This window comes from Tomitella biformata AHU 1821, from assembly GCF_000524475.1.
Taxonomy (GTDB): domain Bacteria; phylum Actinomycetota; class Actinomycetes; order Mycobacteriales; family Mycobacteriaceae; genus Tomitella; species Tomitella biformata.
The window spans coordinates 163,674-181,125 of sequence record NZ_BAVQ01000070.1; the positions used below are offsets into that span (position 1 = coordinate 163,674).

General features: G+C 69.7%; 16 protein-coding genes and 1 riboswitch. Of the genes, 7 read left to right on the plus strand and 9 right to left on the minus strand.

The window, feature by feature from the left end; all coding sequences use genetic code 11:
* Positions 1-41 precede the first annotated feature (41 nt).
* From TBIF_RS16025 to TBIF_RS16055, 7 genes are read right to left on the minus strand one after another with little or no spacing between them, the layout of a single operon-like run.
* The gene (locus TBIF_RS16025; RefSeq protein ID WP_024795782.1) at positions 42-1,247 is read right to left on the minus strand and encodes a CaiB/BaiF CoA transferase family protein; all 1,206 of its coding nucleotides are present in this window, start codon (positions 1,245-1,247) and stop codon (positions 42-44) included.
* A gap of 35 nt (positions 1,248-1,282) precedes the next feature.
* A complete protein-coding gene (locus tag TBIF_RS16030; protein ID WP_024795783.1) occupies positions 1,283-2,758 on the minus strand; it encodes an aldehyde dehydrogenase family protein in 1,476 nt (491 codons plus the stop codon).
* An 11-nt stretch (positions 2,759-2,769) separates the two neighbouring features.
* Entirely contained in the window at positions 2,770-4,116 is a 1,347-nt protein-coding gene (gene hmgA / locus TBIF_RS16035) for a homogentisate 1,2-dioxygenase (RefSeq protein WP_024795784.1), read from the minus strand.
* Positions 4,113-5,168 (minus strand): lipocalin-like domain-containing protein, encoded by a 1,056-nt coding sequence (locus tag TBIF_RS16040; RefSeq protein WP_024795785.1) that lies wholly within the window; start codon positions 5,166-5,168, stop codon positions 4,113-4,115. The genes hmgA and TBIF_RS16040 overlap by 4 nt, the downstream gene beginning before the upstream one ends.
* A gap of 28 nt (positions 5,169-5,196) precedes the next feature.
* Positions 5,197-6,480, minus strand: coding sequence for an oxygenase MpaB family protein (locus tag TBIF_RS16045; protein WP_024795786.1), 1,284 nt, complete (start codon positions 6,478-6,480; stop codon positions 5,197-5,199).
* A gap of 29 nt (positions 6,481-6,509) precedes the next feature.
* Positions 6,510-7,670 (minus strand): alpha/beta hydrolase, encoded by a 1,161-nt coding sequence (locus TBIF_RS16050; RefSeq protein ID WP_024795787.1) that lies wholly within the window; start codon positions 7,668-7,670, stop codon positions 6,510-6,512.
* Positions 7,667-9,541, minus strand: coding sequence for a multicopper oxidase family protein (locus TBIF_RS16055; protein ID WP_024795788.1), 1,875 nt, complete (start codon positions 9,539-9,541; stop codon positions 7,667-7,669). Before TBIF_RS16055 ends, TBIF_RS16050 begins: the two co-directional genes overlap by 4 nt.
* A 95-nt stretch (positions 9,542-9,636) precedes the next feature.
* On the opposite strand from TBIF_RS16055, the gene TBIF_RS16060 reads away from it, so the two are divergent.
* Genes TBIF_RS16060 through TBIF_RS16070 form a run of 3 tightly spaced genes read left to right on the plus strand, consistent with a single transcriptional unit; the run spans position 9,637 to position 11,506 of the window.
* Positions 9,637-10,440 carry an esterase/lipase family protein gene (locus TBIF_RS16060; protein WP_084611736.1) on the plus strand — a complete coding sequence of 268 codons (804 nt, stop codon included), beginning with the start codon at positions 9,637-9,639 and terminating at the stop codon, positions 10,438-10,440.
* Positions 10,441-10,445: 5 nt separating this feature from the next.
* Positions 10,446-11,024 (plus strand): TetR/AcrR family transcriptional regulator, encoded by a 579-nt coding sequence (locus TBIF_RS16065; RefSeq protein ID WP_038171528.1) that lies wholly within the window; start codon positions 10,446-10,448, stop codon positions 11,022-11,024.
* Positions 11,021-11,506 carry a DUF456 domain-containing protein gene (locus TBIF_RS16070; protein WP_024795791.1) on the plus strand — a complete coding sequence of 162 codons (486 nt, stop codon included), beginning with the start codon at positions 11,021-11,023 and terminating at the stop codon, positions 11,504-11,506. The genes TBIF_RS16065 and TBIF_RS16070 overlap by 4 nt, the downstream gene beginning before the upstream one ends.
* Here the strand turns inward: TBIF_RS16070 and TBIF_RS16075 are convergent.
* Together TBIF_RS16075 and TBIF_RS16080 are read right to left on the minus strand one after the other, a co-directional pair.
* Positions 11,499-11,957: an Rv1443c family protein gene (locus tag TBIF_RS16075; protein ID WP_024795792.1), complete on the minus strand. Its 459-nt coding sequence runs from the start codon at positions 11,955-11,957 to the stop codon at positions 11,499-11,501. The genes TBIF_RS16070 and TBIF_RS16075 overlap by 8 nt on opposite strands.
* Positions 11,958-12,028: 71 nt before the next feature.
* Positions 12,029-13,327, minus strand: coding sequence for a ferredoxin--NADP reductase domain-containing protein (locus TBIF_RS16080; protein ID WP_235174798.1), 1,299 nt, complete (start codon positions 13,325-13,327; stop codon positions 12,029-12,031).
* Positions 13,328-13,636: 309 nt separating this feature from the next.
* Between TBIF_RS16080 and TBIF_RS16085 the strand changes: the two genes are divergently transcribed.
* From TBIF_RS16085 to TBIF_RS16100, 4 genes are all read left to right on the plus strand, one after another.
* A complete protein-coding gene (locus TBIF_RS16085; protein WP_024795794.1) occupies positions 13,637-14,047 on the plus strand; it encodes a rhodanese-like domain-containing protein in 411 nt (136 codons plus the stop codon).
* 60 nt (positions 14,048-14,107) lie between these two features.
* The gene (locus tag TBIF_RS16090) at positions 14,108-15,322 is read left to right on the plus strand and encodes an O-succinylhomoserine sulfhydrylase (RefSeq protein WP_024795795.1); all 1,215 of its coding nucleotides are present in this window, start codon (positions 14,108-14,110) and stop codon (positions 15,320-15,322) included.
* A 22-nt stretch (positions 15,323-15,344) separates the two neighbouring features.
* Positions 15,345-15,500, plus strand: a riboswitch (cobalamin riboswitch).
* 19 nt (positions 15,501-15,519) lie between these two features.
* Positions 15,520-16,419 (plus strand): ABC transporter substrate-binding protein, encoded by a 900-nt coding sequence (locus tag TBIF_RS16095; protein ID WP_024795796.1) that lies wholly within the window; start codon positions 15,520-15,522, stop codon positions 16,417-16,419.
* Complete coding sequence (locus TBIF_RS16100) at positions 16,416-17,447, plus strand: FecCD family ABC transporter permease (protein WP_024795797.1); 1,032 nt, start codon at positions 16,416-16,418, stop codon at positions 17,445-17,447. Before TBIF_RS16095 ends, TBIF_RS16100 begins: the two co-directional genes overlap by 4 nt.
* Positions 17,448-17,452 lie beyond the last annotated feature (5 nt).

Here is a 17,452-nt window from a genome sequence, read left to right on the forward strand (position 1 = left end):
GTCTACATGTGGTGATCGTCACATAGTATCCGGGCTGCTCCTCAGATGACGCCGTCGTCCTGGAATTGCTGCTGGGCCTGCGGGGAGAGGCCCAGGAGATCGCCCAGCACCTCGTCGTTGTGGCGGCCGGGCGCGGCGGACCCGGCCCGGCGTACCGAGCCTGGGGTGTCGCTGAGCTTGGGCACGATCCCCGGCCCCAGCACCGCCTCGCCGATCCGCTCGTCGTGGTGCTCGACGAGCATCTCCCGCGCGCGCACCTGCGGGTCCGCGAAGACCTCGGCCATCGTGTTCACCGGGCCCACCACGACGCCGGCCGCGGTGAGGGTCTCGATGAGCTCGCCGGCCTGGCGGACGCTGGCCCAGGCCGCGATGATCGCGTCCAGCTCGTCCTGGTTGCGGCCCCGCGCGAGGTGGTCCGCGAACCGCGGGTCCGTGGACAGTTCCGGCCGGCCCAGCGCGGCGCAGAGCCGGGCGAAGACGGTGTCCTGGTTCGCCGCGATCACCACCCACTTCTCGTCCGCGGAGCGGTAGATGTTGGACGGCGCGATCCCGTCCAAGCGGGTGCCCGACGGCCCGCGGGCCACCCCGCCGCGGTCGAAGTCGGGGATCGCGGACTCCTGCACCGCCAGACAGGACTCCGTCAGCGCCACGTCCACCACCTGCCCGCGCCCGGTCCGCTGGCGCGCGAGCAACGCCGCGAGGATGCCCTGCGCGGCGAACATCCCGGCCAGGGAGTCGCCGAGCGAGAGCGCGATCCGCGGGGGCGCCTCGCCTGGATAGCCGTTGAGGTGCCGGAACCCGCTGACGGCCTCGGCGACGGACGCGTAGCCGGGCTTGTCGGCCATCGGGCCCGTCTGCCCGTAGCCCGAGACCCGCGCAAGCACGAGGCCGGGGTTGCGGGCGCTGAGCACGTCGTAGCCGAGCCCCCAGCGCTCGAGGGTGCCGGGCCGGAAGTTCTCCACCACCACATCCGACTGCTCGACGAGTTGGAGGAAGACCTCCTGCCCGGCGGGTTGGCGCAGGTCCAGGGTGATCGACCGCTTGTTCCGGGCGTGGACCGTCCAGAAGAAGCGGTACCCGTCCTGCTCGGCCTGGCCCCAGGTGCGCAGCGGGTCGGGGCGGTCGGGGGCCTCGATCTTGATCACGTCCGCGCCGAGGTCCCCGAGCAGCCGGCCCGCGAACGGCCCGGCGATCAGCGTGCCCAGCTCCAGTACCCGGTAGCCATCCAGTGCCCCTGCCTCGCCCATGTCCCACTCCACTCTGCTCGCTGGTCGATTCTCCGTCAGAGTCCCAGGTAGACCGTCTTCTCCTCCGTGTCCGCCTCGAGGCCGCTGCGGCCGAGCTCGCGGCCGATACCGCTGCCGCCGCGCCCGCCCCACGGCATGCTCACGTCGGGAACTCCCCAGCCATTGACCCACACTGTGCCCACCCGCAGGCGCGGGATGAGGGAATGGGTGGCGGAGAGGTTCTGCGAGTAGACCATCGCGTTGAGCCCGTACTTGGTGTCGTTGGCCAGGCGCACCGCCTCGTCGAGGTCGTGGAAGGGGATGACGGTGGCGACGGGGCCGAAGATCTCCTCGCGCGCGATCGTCAGGTCGTTGTGGCCGACGAACACCGTGGGCTCGACGAAGTAGCCGCGTTCGCCGATCCGGTTGCCGCCGGTCACCAGCGTCGCGCCCTCCGCCCGGCCGGTCTCGACATAGCGCAAGATCTGGTCCAGCTGCTTGCGGTTGACGATGGTGCCCATGGTGGACGCCTCGTCGAAGGGGTCGCCGACGACGCTGGACTGGGCCACCTCCGCGAGCCCGGCCACCACCTCGTCGAGCCGGGACTCGTGCACCAGCACCCGGGTGCCGGCTGCGCAGACCTGGCCCTGGTGGTAAAAGTTGCCCATCGCGATCCACGGCATGGCCTGCTCTAAGTCCGCGTCCGCGAGAATCAGCTGCGGGGACTTGCCGCCCAGCTCCAGGGTCACCTTGCGAAAGGTGTCGCCGGCCAGCGACTGGATCTGCCGGCCCACCCGCGCGCTGCCGGTGAACGAGATCTTGTCGATCCCCGGATGCGCGGCAAGCGCCGCGCCGGCAGCCTCGCCGAGCCCGGGCAGCACATTGAACACCCCGGCGGGCAGCCCCGCCGCGGCGAGCAGCTCGGCCAGCCGCAGCGTCGACAGCGCCGCGTCCTCGGCGGGCTTGAGGACCACGGTGTTGCCGGCGGCGAGGGCGGGCGCGACCTTCCACGCGGCGATCACGAGGGGGTTGTTCCACGGGGTGATGCACCCGATCACGCCGAGCGGCTGGCGGATGGTGAAGCCGAACCGCGGCTGCGGGCCGAAGTCGGGCAGCAGCGCGGTGGTCCCGGTGATCTTGTCGGCCCAGCCGGCGAAGTGCCGGAACGTGTCCGCCGCGCACGGCACGTCCCCGGCGACGGAGTGCCCGAACAGCTTGCCCATCTCGATGGCCTCGAGCCCGGCGAGGTTCTCCGCGTCGGCCTCGATCAGCTCGGCGGCGCGGATCAGGATCTTGCCGCGGTCCGGCCCCGACATCCGCGACCACGGGCCCTGCTCGAACGCGAGCCGCGCGATGCGCACCGCGATGTCGATGTCGGCCTTATCCGCGGCGGACACGTCCACCACGTTCTCCTCGGTGGCCGGGTTCACCGAGGTGTAGGTGGCGCCGGAGACGGCGGGGCGGTAGTCCCCGTCGATGAAGAGCTCGGGGGTGGGGATCGTGTACGGGAGAGCCTGGGCGGTGCTGGTCATGGCGGATCCTCTCAATCACGGGGGAACTGGCGGGCGAGTCCCGACCACGAGTGGTCGTAGTCGGGCTGTCGGTGGGCGGCGGCGTGCGCGGCGGCGGTGACGGTCAGCGGCAGCCGGGTCTCGAACATGAACGGCAGCGAGCCCGCGAGGTACTGCGGGGCCAGCTCCGCGTGCGACGCGAGGTCGAACGTCTCACGGTCCGGGCCGTGGGCCGCCCACATGTTGTGCAGGCTGGCCCCGCCGGGGACGAACCCCTCGGCCTTCGAGTCGTGGACCCCGCGCACCAGGCCCATGAACTCCGTCATCACGTTGCGGTGAAAATGCGGCGGCCGAAACGAGTGCTCGGCCGTCACCCAGCGCGGCGGGAACGCGGCGAAGTCCACATTCGCCTGCCCCGGGATCCCGCTTGGCGAGGTCAGGACGGTGAAGATCGACGGATCGGGGTGGTCCACGTTGAGCGAGCCCATGATGGCGAAATCCGCGAGGTCGTATTTATACGCGCCGTGATTGCCGTGCCAGGCCACGACGTCGAGCGGCGAGTGGTCCAGCGTGGTCTCCCACAGCTGGCCGCCGAAGCGCTGCACCAGCGTGACCTCGCGCTCGAGGTCCTCATAGGCGGCCACGGGGTAGTGGAAATGCCGGGCGTGGGCCAGGCCGTTCGCGCCGATGGGGCCCAGCTCCGGCAGCGTGAACGGCTGCCCGTAGTTCTCGCAGACGTATCCCTTGGACTGGGGAGCGTGGGGAGCCTGGGGAGCCTGGGCCGAGTGGTTGGCGCCAGCGGGGTCGGCTGCGAACCGCACGCCGCGCCCGATCACGGCGAACTCCCCGGGCTCGACGCGCAGCAGGCCGAACTCGGTGCGCAGCAGCAGCGCCCCGTCCTGCGGGACGATCAGCATCTCCCCGTCGGCGTTGCACAGGTAGCGGTCCGCCATCGGGGCGGTGGCCCAGTACAGGTGGATCCCGATCCCCCTGCGCTGCAGCACATCTCCGTTGGCGGCGACGGTCTCGACGCCGTCGAGGAAGTCCGTCGGGCCGGTGGGCGCCGGCCGCGGGTCCCAGCGCAGACGGTTCGGGTCGGCGATCCCCGCCGCGATCGGCGCGCTGGCCCAGCCGGGGTGCGCCGGGGGGGATTCGGGCAGCGGCCGGAACGCGCCGTGCCGCGCGGACGGGTGGATGCGGTAGACCCAGCTGCGCCGGTTGACCGCGCGAGGCTCGGTGAACGCGGTGGCGCTGTGCTGCTCGGCGTACAGCCCGAGCGGCGCGCGCTGCGGCGAGTTCTGCCCGCGTGGCAGCGCCCCGGCGACGGCCTCGCTCTGATGCTCGTTGCCGAAACCGGACAGGTAGTCCAGCACCGTCACTTCAAGGCCACCATCTCATGCAGCGTCGTGCCAGTCCGGGTATGCGTCTCGCCGTCGAGGGTGACGGTCAGCGTGAAGTTGGAGCGGAATCGGAAGTACCCGGGCCGGCCGAGAAGCTTGTTGACCAGAGGTTTGATGAGGGCGGTGCGGACCACGGGCACATCGGCCAGGAAGTCGTGGGCGTGCACGATCTCCTGGACCTCCAGCAGCAGGTCCACCTGCCCGTCGACGGTCAACCGCAGCGAGGACGGGTACTCGCGGTTGGCGACGGGGTGGAAGCGCATGGGTCCAGGCGTGACCTCGAGCTCGCCGGTGCTGAGCACGATGTCCGCGCCGTGCGCGAGCATCAGCGGGGTGGCCCAGTGCGCGCCGTACCCCTTTTGCGTCAGCACGGTCGCGTAGACCAGCGTGAAGTCGTCCATGTACAGCCGGCCCCAATACCAGCGGTCGATGATCCGCTTCATGTCGCCAACGCCCCAGTTGTGGTCGTGGTAGCCACGGCCAGTGGCCTCGATGACGCGGTCGCCGATCCGCACCGTGCCCGTCACCTTCGCGCGCGGCGCGCCGACGGCCCAGGCGAAGAACTCGCGGTCGCCATAGGTGGTCTCGCCGCGGCCGGGCATCCAGCCGGGGACCTCGCTGTGGAAGGTGAGGTCGAAGACCAGGTCGTCCTCTGCCAGGTGCACCCGGTGCACGGGCAGCTCGCCCTCGTCGAAGAACGCCTCGGCGGTGTTCTGGCCGATCTGCACCTTGCAGTGGTCGGCTGCGGCGCTGACCTGCGAGTCCGGGTAATGGCGGATGATCTCGCGCCGGGACCCGTCGGGGGAGTAGACGTGCAGCTCCACCCCGGCCTTGCGGGCCACCAGCTCCCGGGTCTGCAGGAACCCGACGATGATGTGGCCGTCGTCGAGGAGGGCGTCGAAGTACCAATGCTCGAAGCCGAGTTTGTCGTCCGTCGGGTGGGCGCCGTTGGACTCGGGGGCCAACGGCGCGATGGCGCCGTCTTTCCGACCGGGACCGGTCCAGGCCTCGACGACTGTGCGCACTGCCATGTTCTTCTCCGTTGTTCGGTGGGGTGGGTTAGCGGCGCAGGGCGCCCTTGGCCTCGAACTCGGCCTCGCGGCCGTCCATCTGCGCGTGGTGCCAGTTCTCGCGGTGCCAGACCATGAGCTTCTCCAGGGCCGGGCCGGCGCCGGGGACGAACCGGCGGGCCAGCTCCATCGTCGTGACCAGCGGGATCCGCGCGATGGGGATGAGCACCCACGGGAACGCGCGCGGCATGTCGTAGCGCGCCCGGGTCCGCGGGGCCATGAACAGCGCCGTGTAGGCGGAGTAGATGCGCAGGTTGTACCCCTCGCGCAGGCGGCGCAGGCCTCGGTGTCCATCGCGGGGGCCGAACGCGCGGGGGAAGGACTCGACGAGCTCCGCGCCGTGCTCGCCAGCGTCGTAGGAGCGGGAGATGATCGTCATCGCGAGCGCGCGGATGCAGTCGCCGACGGACTCCGGGTACCACTTGGTGCGGATCCCCAGCAGGTAGCCCATGTAGCGCTGGAAGTGCAGCAGCGCGCGCATGTCGGTGGGCGTGGTCTGGTAGCCGAGCGGCCACAGCGCCACCGCCGGTGCGACGCTGCCGCCGATGAGGGTGAGCAGCATGTAGGCCTGGCTGATCGGCAGGCCCCAGTCCTCCGCGCGCCACTCGGGGTGCTCGGCGACGCGCCGACGGACATTCACGTGCATGACGCGCACCATCATCGCCGTCGCCCGGCCCTGCGAGCCGGGGGTCAGTAGCGCGCCGGGCTGGGACAGGTCGATCCAGAACTTGGCCGTCTCCAGGAACCTGCGCAGCGCGTTGTCTCCCGCGTAACCCCCGGCCAGGGAGAGCGGGGTGGCGACGGCGGCCTCGGTGTAGATCTCGAGGGTGGTCGCGCCGGCCACGCTGAAGAGCATGGTGCCCCAGCGCCGCCACACCGCGGCGCCAGCCTCGACAAGGTCCGGGTCCACCCAGGCGGGGACATCCTCGAACTCGCGGAACAGCGTCTTCATGGACTCGGGCGCGTTCGGCACGGTCTCGACACCGTGCTGGACGGCCTGGAGCACCATCGCGCGGCCCTCCGCGGGCCCGATGGCACCGTCGAAGACCTCGGCGACGAACAACTCGGCGACGGGATCTCCGGCGTACATGTCATCGCAGAAGGCGGTGGCCTGCGCGGTCGTGGGGAACAGGTCGAAACCGGTGACCTTCTTGACGCCCCGGACCACGCGTTGCACGCGGGGGTCCGCGAGGTTCTCCCAGTATCGGAAGTGCTGGGGGCAGCGGTCCTGCGCGGTGGTCGGGGCCGCGTCTGCTAGCGGGGTGACGGTCATGGTTTGCTCCTAATCAGGTGAGATTGCGGCTATGCGATGAGGTTGCGGTGGCCGAGCCAGTCGCGGATGGTGCGGACCACGACGCCGGGCCCGTCCGGCTGGTCGACCAGGTAGTGGTTGAGCCCGGCCAGCTCGATGAGCTCGCGTTCGGGGCCGCCGACGGCGTCGAACATGGCGCGGGACTCGGACGGGAACGCGGCCTGGTCTGCCATGAGCGGCGCGACCAGCACGGGGGCTTTCACCTGCGGCAGATTGCGCAGCGCGTCGGCGTTGGATTGACGAAAGCTCCACGTGCTCAACCAGTTCCGTGCGGTGCAGAACCGGGCGAGGCCGCCCGCGGCGGTGTTGGCCGGGCGTGGGTCGCCATACATGCAGCCGGGCTGGCGATCGCCTGGGTCCAGGGTGGTGTCGAGGAAGCGCGGATCCGCCACGGTGCGGTGCACGGTGAACGCCCGGTCCGAGTCCCCGCGCGCGGTCGCCCGCTCCAACTCGGCGCGGGCCCAGTCGTCGATGCGGTCGATCCTGGCCAGCTGCGCCGCGCGATACTCGGCGACCCACTTGCGGTCCAGCGGCAGCGTGCGCCCCGGCGCGTAAAGGTCCAGCCCGGGGTTCGTGGCGGTGGGGTCGGCCTCATCGGTGACGGCGGGGTCGATCCAATTGCGCAGCACCCGGGCGCGGCCGGCATGGGCACCCACCAGCGTGAGCCCGTCGGCCGGTATCAGGCCCGCGGCGGCCAGGTCGGCGGGGTCCCCGGCCGGGGTGTGTGTGACGGTGGGGTTCTCCGCCTGCGCCTGATAGAAGGAGGAGAGGGGACCCCCGCCGCTGAAGCCCAGCAGCACCACATGTTTGAAGCCCAACTCCTCGCGCATCCAGCGCATGCCCGCGCCGAGGTCGACGGCGGCCCGCTCCATGATCAGCGCCGGCTCGTTCTGGCTGTAGCGGGTGTTCATCGCCATGATCGGGATTCCGGCGGCCGCGATGGGCCGAAGTAGGAAGTGGGACAGGAAGTTCGACGCCGGATGCGCCATGAGCACGCCCACCTCGCGGGAGGGCGCGGGGCCGTCGGGCTCGACGAGGTTGCCGTGCAGCACCGGGTAGTGGCGGCTGAGCCCGGAGTGCATCTCGATGCGGCCGTCGGCAGCCGGCTCGTACGGGATCCGCTGGAAGTGGTCAGCCGGTTGGGTGGTCATACGATTGTCCGGAATCGGAGCATCATGTCGTGGTCCTCGTGGTCGAGTAAGTGGCAATGCCAGACGTAGCCCTGCAGGTCGCCGCCCTGCAGATCGCCGCCCTGCTGATCGCCGCCGTGCATGTCCTCGTGGTGGGCGGGCGCGATATTTCCTGGCTGGCTCGGCTGGCTGGAGAAGACGGCGTCGGGGTCGAAGCCCAGCTCGTCGGCGGTGGGGAAGTAGACGATGATCCGGGTGACGGATCCGCCGGGCACCAGCACGGTGTCCTTCCAGCCGCTCTCCCACGGCTGGGGCGGGATCAGTGGGCCGCCGAGGAAGTTCTCGGCGGATGGCGTCCACTTGGTGCCTACCGCCGGCTGCGGGTGGGCCGCCTGGTATTCGAGGGTGCGCAGGGGGTGGCGGCCGAGGATGCGGAACATGATCAGGTGCAGGTGGATCGGGTGCGGATCCGGGGTGATGTTGATGATGTTCCACTGCTCGACCGTCCCCTGGCGCGGCATCTCGATGTCCGGGTCCGTGTAGTGCAGGTTGTTCAGGGTCATGATCGCGGGCGGGATCCACAGCGCGTACGGCTGGCTGACGGTGACGTCGCGGAACACCGTCGGAGTGTCCGCCGGCGGCAGTGCGGGCGGCTGCCAGGGCCCGCCGCGTAGGGACTGCGGGATAGGGCCGGTGAATCCGCTGCCGGCGCCGGCGATGAATCGGCAGAACACCGGCATCGCGACCTCGCCGAGAATCGCAGCCTGAAACGGCGGCTCCTCGTCGTTGCGCAGCTCGACGCTCTCGCCGGGGGCTAGGCCGGAGAAATCGACGAGGATGTCGTAGCGCTCGGCGGGGGCGACGCGCAGCCGGTCGACGGCCACGGGCGCGTCGAGCAGGCCGCCGTCGTTGCCGATCACCCAGAACCGCATGTGATTGCTCAGATACAGGGTCCACACGCTGAAGGAGGCGGCGTTGATGAGGCGGAAGCGGTACAGCCCGCGCGCGACGGCCAGCCGCGGCCACACCTTGCCGTTGACCAGGCCGACGTCCCCGACGGCGCCGCCCTCCCAACTGCCCTCCGGCACCACTGGCGTGGAACGGGCGCTGGGCGCGCCGGAGTCGGTGAAGATCTTCTCCTGCAGGACCAGCGGCATCTCGAACTCGCCGGCCGGCAGGCCCAGGGGGTTGCCGGGCAGGCCCGTGTCGTACTGGTCGCGCAGCAGGTACATCCCCGCCAGGCCGGCGTAGACGTTCAGCCGCGTGATGCCCATCGCGTGGTCGTGGTACCAGAGCTGGGAGGACTGCTGCGCGTTGGGGAAGTGGTGGTCGTGAGCCTGCCCGGGCCGCGACATCTGCATCGCGTTCCCGTCGCTCTCGGGCGGGGTGGCCCCGCCGTGCAGGTGGAACGAGGTGGGCGGGTGGGTCATGTACGAGTGGTCGACCCCGTGCAGGGTGTGGTCCATGTCGCGCCCGAGGGGATGTGCGCCGAGCTCGTTACGGAAGGTCAGGTGCAGGGGCTGGCCGGTGTGGGCCTCGATGGTCGGGCCCAGGTGGTCCATGTCGTTGTAGCCCAGGGAGGGGACGGCCGGCAGGTCCCGGTGGAAGCTGTGCGAGCCGACCCGTGCGGCGAGGGTGAGGGCGCTGCCGGTGATCGTCGGCAGCATCGGGAGCTCGTCAGCGAAGGGCTCCAGCCGTGGGGAGTGGAAGATCAGTGGGCTGCGGAACTCGGCGGACTCGGCCTGGGCACGCCGCGCGCCGAGCAGTCCCGCGCCGCCGGCCGCCATAAGGCCGCCGCCTAGAACCGCACCGCCCAGCGCGAGCCCGCGCAGCACCTCTCGCCGTCCCACCCGACCCGGCGCGAGCACCTCGGGCCATCCACCACGATCCATCTTCTACTGCCTCCGGGTCTCAAAGTTTCGTCCGCAACTCCGTACCAAACTGTATGGTATGGATCACATCATGACGGGCTGAATGAGGAGAGTCAATGGTTAGATCACGCGGATCGAAGCGGCGGCCCTGGCTGGGCGCGGCGGTGTCGGCGCTCCTGCTCACGGGAACGCTGCTGGCAGGCGGGGCGCAGGCGGCCGTCCCCACGTGCCCCGCCACCGTGGTCTTGATCCACGACATGGCCCGTGACGCGGGCGAGTGGGACAGCACGGCCGAGGTGCTCCGCGCCGCCGGCTGGTGCGTCGAGGCGCTCACCTACGGTGAGCCGCTCGGGCCCTTCGCCGGCCGGGGCGCGCTCGACTCGGCGTCGGGGGAGGTCGGGGCGGCCATCGAGGAGACGCTGGACCGGGCGGGCCCGGTGGTGCTCGTCGGCCATGGCGCGGGCTCCCTCGCGGCGCAGCGGCATCTGCAGCGCGCCCCGTCCACGTCGGGCATCGCGGCGCTCATCACCCTGGGCCCGCTGTGGAACGGAACCAACATCGGCGAGCTGGCGACGATGGAGCGGATCAGCCGGGAGGTGGGCGCCTACGACGCGGTTCTAGAGCTCGAGCGGCCCATCGTCGACCCGGTCTGCGCGGGCTGCCGCGACCTGATCGCGGGCTCGGACTTCCTGGTGGACCTGCGCCGCGACGGCCTCGTAACGGCGGGAGTCGAGTACACCAACATCGCGTCGCGCACCGGGTTGCTGGAGCAGCCGCCGCTGGCGGGGCTGGCTCCGGAGATGGCCGGCGTGATCGTGCAGGACCGGTACCCGTCCAACACCGCCACGCACTTCGGGCTGGCCGACGATCCCGACGTGCAGGTGCTGTTGCTCGAAGCACTCGCGGAAGTGGGAAGCTAGAGCACATGACGGCTCAGGAAAAACCCCGGACGGTACGCCTGTCCGTGGCCGATTGGACCTCCGCGGCCCTCGACCTGCTGGTCCGCGAGGGGGTGGCCGGGGTCAAGATCTCCACGTTGTGCGCGGAGCTCGGCGTCACCAAGGGCAGCTTCTACTGGCACTTCGTCGACATCAACGCGCTGATGGCGGCGGTGGCAGACCAGTGGTGCGCCAGTCAGAATGACGCGGTGCGAGGCTTGGACGTGTTGGCCACGATGCCCGTGGAGCAGCGGCTGGAGTGGATGGCCAGCCTGCTCATCGAGGACCGCGCCTGGTCGGTGGAGCGGGCGGTCCGGGACTGGGCGCGCACCAACGAGCAGGTCGCAGCGTCTGTCCAGAGCCTCGACCAGCGCATTCTCGAGGTCGTCACAAACACTATGGAGGAGCTCGGCTTCGACGAGGCCGACGCGCGGCTGCGGGCCGGCACCCTGGTCTACGCTGGCATTGGCTTCGTGCACGGCCGCGGCAGCCTGCCCACCCCCACCCTCGCCGAGGTCCGCGACATCATCGCGGTGCTCACCTCCGGCAACCGCCCGCTCGCGTGAGCGCCACGGGGGAACTCCTCATCGGGCTGGCCATCCTCGTCGGCCTCGTCGGGGTTGTGTTGCCGGTGTTGCCGGGGGCGTTGATCATCGGCATCGCACTCCTGGTGTGGGCGATCATGACGGGCACGACGGCCGCCTGGGTGGTCTTCGCGATCGCGTTCGTGCTGCTGGTGGGCTCGGGCATCGTCAAATACACCTGGCCGGGGCAGCGGCTCCGCGACGGCGGGGTGCCCACGCGCGCGCTGATTGTGGGCGGGCTCGTCGGCATCGTCGGCTTCTTCGTGGTGCCGGTGGTGGGCCTGGTCCTCGGCTTCCTCCTGGGCACCTTTGTGGCAGAGCTGATCCGGCTGCGCGCCGTCAGCCCAGCCTGGGTCTCGACGTGGGCCGCGACAAAGGCCGTCGGGCTGTCCATGCTGGTGGAGCTGGTGGGGGCGTTGGCGGCGGCGGGGCTGTGGCTGGCCGCGGTGGTGGCCTTCAGCTGAAGTAGCTCTGGAGGCGCCGGTGTCGGTGGCCGAAGAAGGCGTGCAGCACGCGCCCGATCACGGGTGCCGCGAGCGATATTGGGCCACGGGGCTCGAAGGTGACTCGGTCGTGCAGTCCGGTACGGCCGTCCTCGCGGGGGATGAGGGTGCGTTCGTGCTCCCAGCGTCGCATGCTCAGCATCGTCGACTTTTCGTGGAACCGTCGGCCGGGATCGAGTTCGGCGATGGTCAGGGAGTCGTAGTCGAATGGCACGATGCCGAATAGGCGCAGCCAGGCCCGGCCGATGGGTTGGCCGACGGGAATGTTGTCGATGGTCATGGAGTCGGCTCCTCGTGGCATGCTCATCGTCATCCAGGGGCGCATCTCGTGGTTGATGCCCTCCGGGGTCACAACGCGGATCCAGACCTTGTCAGCCGGTGCGTCGATGACGGAAGCTCGTTCGATGATCATGGATCGCCCCTAGTGAAATATGCATGTGGGCCAGGCCATTTCGGCCCGGCCCACATCGCGGTTCTAGGTGGTCACTCCCGCGACGCGCGGAGCATGTCCTCGCGCTCGACCACCTTCACGCGGTCGCGGCCCTCGGGCTCGCCGAGCCCGCGCTCGTAGGCGTCGAGCTTGTGCCAGCCATCCCAGGTTGTGTACGCCTTCTGCGCGCTGTCGAGCAGCGTGATGATGGCGTCCTCGGACGAGTCGGTCGGAGCGGCCAGCTTGCCGGCGAGGAAGTCAGCCTCCAGGCAGGCCACGGTCTCGTTGGCATCGCCCTTGGTGGAGCCGATCAGGCCGACGGGCCCGCGCTTGATCCAGCCGGTGACGTACGTCTTGTCGAAGTGCCCGCCGTCCTCGGTGGTGACGCGGCCGGCCTCGTTGGGAACGGTGCCCGCCTGCTCGTCGAACGGGAGCTGCTTGATGTTCTGCGAGAGGTAGCCGACGGCGCGGTACACGGCCTCGACGGGCCAGTTGTTGAACTTGCCGGTGCCGCGGACGTTGCCGGTGCCGTCGAGCTCGGTGCGCTCGGTGCGCAGGCCGGTGACCTTGCCATCGGCGCCGAGGATCTCGACGGGGCTCTCGAAGAAGTGCAGGTGGATGCGGTTGAGGCTCTCACCCGGGTCACGCAGCGCGTAGTCCTGGATGATGTTCGCGACCTGGTCCACGATCTTCGAGTTGCGGCGTGCCAGCTCGGAGGCCTCGTCGTAGTCGATGTCCTCGGGCGCGACGATGACCTCGATGGTCGGCGAGTGGTTGAGCTCCTTGAGCTCGAGCGGCGTGAACTTCGCCTGCGCCGGGCCACGACGGCCGAACACGTGCACATCCGTCGCCTTGTTGGCCTTGAGGCCGGCGTAGACGTTGGCGGGGATATCGGTGGCCAGGAGCTCGTCGCCGGTCTTGGCGAGCACCCGGGCCACGTCGAGCGCCACGTTGCCGACGCCGAGGACGGCGACGTGCTTGGCATCGAGGGGCCAGGTGCGCGGGACGTCGGGGTGGCCGTCGTACCAGGACACGAAGTCGGCGGCGCCGTAGCTGCCGTCGAGGTCGATGCCCGGGATGTCGAGGGGCCGGTCCGCGTTGGCGCCGGTGGAGAAGATGACGGCGTCGTAGAGCGAGTGCAGCTGCTCTAGGGTGATGTCAGTGCCGTAATCGATGTTTCCGAGCAGCCGCACGCTGGGCTTGTCGAGCACCTTGTGGAGGGCGTTCACGATGCCCTTGATCCGCGGGTGATCGGGGGCCACGCCGTAGCGGATGAGGCCGAAGGGGGCGGGCATGCGCTCGAAAAGATCGATTGAAACCCCACAACCGGTCGTCGCAGTATCGGATTTCATCAAGGCGTCTGCGGCATAAATACCAGCAGGCCCTGCTCCAACAATGGCGACGCGCAGTGGACGATTCACTTCATACCTTCTCGGTTGCAGATAGATGAATGGCCAGTCTAGGGCACAGTGCACCCTAAGTATGAATGTGATTTAGCTGACAGTGTCACCGCCGCCGGTCCGCGTGCCTAGCCAGACCTGCGTGGAGTTCGATTCCAGGCCGGTGCAAAATGGGGAGCGTGCCGATGCTGGCGCGCATAGCATGTTGGCAAACCAAGTGTGGGAGAAATAGCGGTGGTGGATGTGGCGAGTTCGATGGCTGTGGGTTACGCGGGCGACATCACCCCGGAGCAGGCGTGGCAGATGCTGGCAGAGCATCCGGACGCGGTGCTCGTAGACGTGCGGACCGCCGCCGAGTGGCAGTTCGTCGGAGTGCCGGACACCGCTGAGTTGGGCCGGCCGGCGCTGCTGGTCGAGTGGGTGGGGTTCCCCTCCGGCGCCCCGAACCAGGGGTTTGTGGAGCAGTTGCGTGAGCACGGCATCGAGTCGGGTCCGGTGATCTTCGTGTGCCGCTCGGGCCAGCGGTCCATCGGTGCCGCTATCGCCGCGACCGACGCGGGATTGGGCCCGGCCTACAACGTGCTCGACGGCTTCGAGGGCGGTCTGGATGAGAACGGGCGTCGCGGCGCGGTGGGCTGGCGAGCGGTTGGACTGCCGTGGCGGCAGTCGTGAGCTGTCCGCACTCGACCTGCCCCGCCCCCTCTTCTGACTGATCGAATTTTGGAGCCCGACATGAGCTTGCTGCCCGACAAGAGTCAACTGCCCGACACCGTCCGCCCCGAGACGCTCGGTATCCGCGGTGGCCTCGCGCGGTCCCAGTTTCAGGAGACGTCCGAGGCGCTGTACCTGACCTCCGGCTATGTCTATGACACGGCGGAGGATGCGGAGGCGTCGTTCACCGGCGAGGTGGAGCGCTTCGTCTACTCGCGCTACGGCAACCCGACGGTCGAGATGTTCCAGGACCGCATGAAGCTGATCGACGGCGCGGAGGCCTGCTACGCGACGGCGTCGGGCATGTCCGCGGTGTTCACGGCGCTCGCCGCACTGTGCGGGTCGGGCGATCGGCTGGTGGCCTCGCGCAGCCTGTTCGGCTCCTGCTTCGTGATCTGCAACGAGATCCTGCCGCGCTGGGGCGTGGAGACCGTGTTCGTCGACGGCACCGACCTCGACCAGTGGGAGCAGGCGCTGTCCGTGCCGACGGCGGCAGTGTTCTTCGAGACGCCGTCGAACCCGATGCAGGAGGTCGTGGACGTGCGCCGGGTCAGCGAGCTCGCCCATGCGGCGGGGGCGAAGGTGGTGCTCGACAACGTCTTCGCGACGCCGATCCTGCAGCGCAGCTTCGACCTGGGCGCGGACATCACCGTGTACTCGGGCACCAAGCACATCGACGGCCAGGGCCGCGTGATGGGCGGGGCGATCCTGGGCGACGCGGACTTCATCGGCGGCCCCGTCAAACACCTGATCCGCCACACCGGCCCATCGCTGAGCCCCTTCAACGCGTGGACGCTGGTCAAGGGCCTGGAGACGATGGCGATGAGGGTGGAGCGCATGGCCTCCAACGCGCTGACCATCGCTCAGTTCCTCGAGGACAACGCGGCGACGAGCTGGGTCAAGTACCCGTTCCTGGCCTCCCACCCGCAGTTCGAGCTGGCGAAGACCCAGATGTCCGGCGGCGGCACCGTGATCACGTTCGAGCTCGATGCCCCGGCCGACCAGGCGAAGGCGCGGGCGTTCGCGTTCCTGAACAAGCTGCGGATCATCGACATCTCCAACAACCTGGGCGACGCGAAGTCGATGACCACGCACCCGGCCACGACGACGCACCGTGCGATGGGCCCGGAGGGGCGCGCCGCGATTGGCATCACCGACGGCGTCGTGCGGCTCTCGGTGGGCCTCGAGCACATCGACGACCTCCTCGAGGACCTGGAGCAGGCGCTCCGCCCGTAGCTGGGCTGGGAGGGCCGAGCCCGACGGCTAGACTGCGAGGCGTCCCGACTCCTGTCGGGGCGCCGCGTCAACCAGTGAAGTCCGGTGGAATCCGGCGCTGTCCCGCAACTGTGAAGTCGGCCGCCACCTCGTCGCGGTCCGAATAAGCCAGGTCAGCTGTGTCGCGGCGGTCGATCCTCGGATGAAGGACTTGCGCTGTGCGGAAATCTTGGAAGCTGCTGTTCTCGACTTTGATAGCGCTGCTGGTGGCGGTGGTCGTGGCGGGCTGTGGCGTCAACTCGGAGTCCTCAGGCTCCGAGGGTGAAGTCGGCCCGACGCCGTCGCGCATCATCTCGCTGAGCCCGTCCGCGACGGAGAGCCTGTGGGCGGTCGGCGCGGGGGATCAGGTGGTGGCGGTCGACGACCAGTCCAACTACCCGGCGGGCGTGCCCACGACCGAGCTGTCCGGCTTCACGCCAAACGTCGAGGCGATCCTCGGCCACTCGCCGGATCTGGTAATCGCGATGGACGCGCCGGATGACCTGGCCTCTAGCCTCCAGGCCGCGGGTGTCGAGCTGCTCCAGCTGTCGGCGCCGGCCACCCTCGACGACGCGTACGCCCAGATTGAGCAGATCGGCGGGGCTACCGGCCACATCGCCGAGGCGGTAGAGCTGGTCAAGAACATGCAGACGGAGATCGCCGCGGCGGTCGCGAGTGTGCCGGCCGCGGAGACGCCGCTGACCTACTTCCACGAGCTCGACGACACCCTCTACACCGTCACCAGCGCGTCGTTCCTCGGCCAGGTTTACGGACTGTTCGGCCTGGACAACATCGCCGACGCGGTCGGAGCCGGCAACCCGTACCCGCAGCTGCAGTCGGAGTATGTGGTGTCCGCGAACCCGTCGGTGATCTTCCTCGCCGACGCCCAGTGCTGTTCGGTCACCGCCGAGACGGTGGGCGCGCGGGCCGGCTGGGCCGAGGTCGCCGCGGTCAAGGACGGCCGCATCTACGCGCTCGACGCTGACATTGCGAGCCGGTGGGGCCCGCGGATCGTCGACATGGTCGAGTCGCTGGCGCAGATCATGCAGAGCAGTCCCGCCCCGCAGCCCGTGCGGTGACCAGCACTGGGACCACCCGCAAGACCCTGATCGTGATCGCGGCGGTGGTGGTGCTGTTCGGCGCGCTGCTGTGCTCGACGCTGGTGGGGCCGGCCGGACTGTCCCCGCGGGGCGTCCTGCTGGACCTGCTCAACGCGGTGCCGCTGGTCGATGTCGACTCCGGCCTGACCGCGCAGCAGCACGCCATCCTGTGGAACATCAGGCTGCCGCGCGTCGTGCTTGGCACCCTGGTGGGTGCGACCCTCGCTATCGCGGGGGCCGCCTACCAGGGCGTATTCCGCAATCCTCTGGCTGATCCGTACCTGCTGGGCGTCTCCAGCGGCGCGGGGCTGGGGGCGACGCTCGCAATCGTGGCGGGTCTGGGGGCGGGGACCTTCGGCATTCCCGTGGCCGCGTTCGTCGGTGGTGTGGCGGCGGTGACGGCCACCTACATGCTGGGACGCAGCGTGGGCGGGAACCGCAGCGAGGTCGTGATCATCCTCGCGGGCGTTGCGGTGGCGGCCTTCGCGAACGCGGGCCAGACCTTCGTGATGCAGCGCTACAGCGACTCCCTCAAGCAGGTGTACTCGTGGCTGCTGGGGCGGCTGAGCACCAATGGGTGGACGGATGTGGTGGTGGTGTTGCCGTACGTGGCGGTGACCATCGTCGTGATCCTGCTGTTCGGGCGGATGCTCGATGTGATGGCGGTCGGCGACGTCGAGGCCGCCAGCCTGGGCGTCAACCCGGCGCGGGTCCGCCTGCTCCTGGTGGCGATCGCGACGCTGGGCACCGCGGCCGTGGTCAGCGTCAGCGGCCTGATCGGTTTCGTCGGCATTGTGGTGCCCCATGCGGTGCGCCTGCTCGTCGGCCCGGGCCATCGGCTGTTGCTGCCCCTGTCGCTGGTGGTGGGCGCGACATTCCTGGTGCTCGCCGACCTGCTGGCGCGGACCGTGATGTCGCCGGCCGAGCTGCCGATCGGCGTTGTGACGGCGGCGATCGGCGCCCCGTTCTTCCTGGTGGTCCTGCGGCGTAGCCGGGGCGTGGCATGACGGCG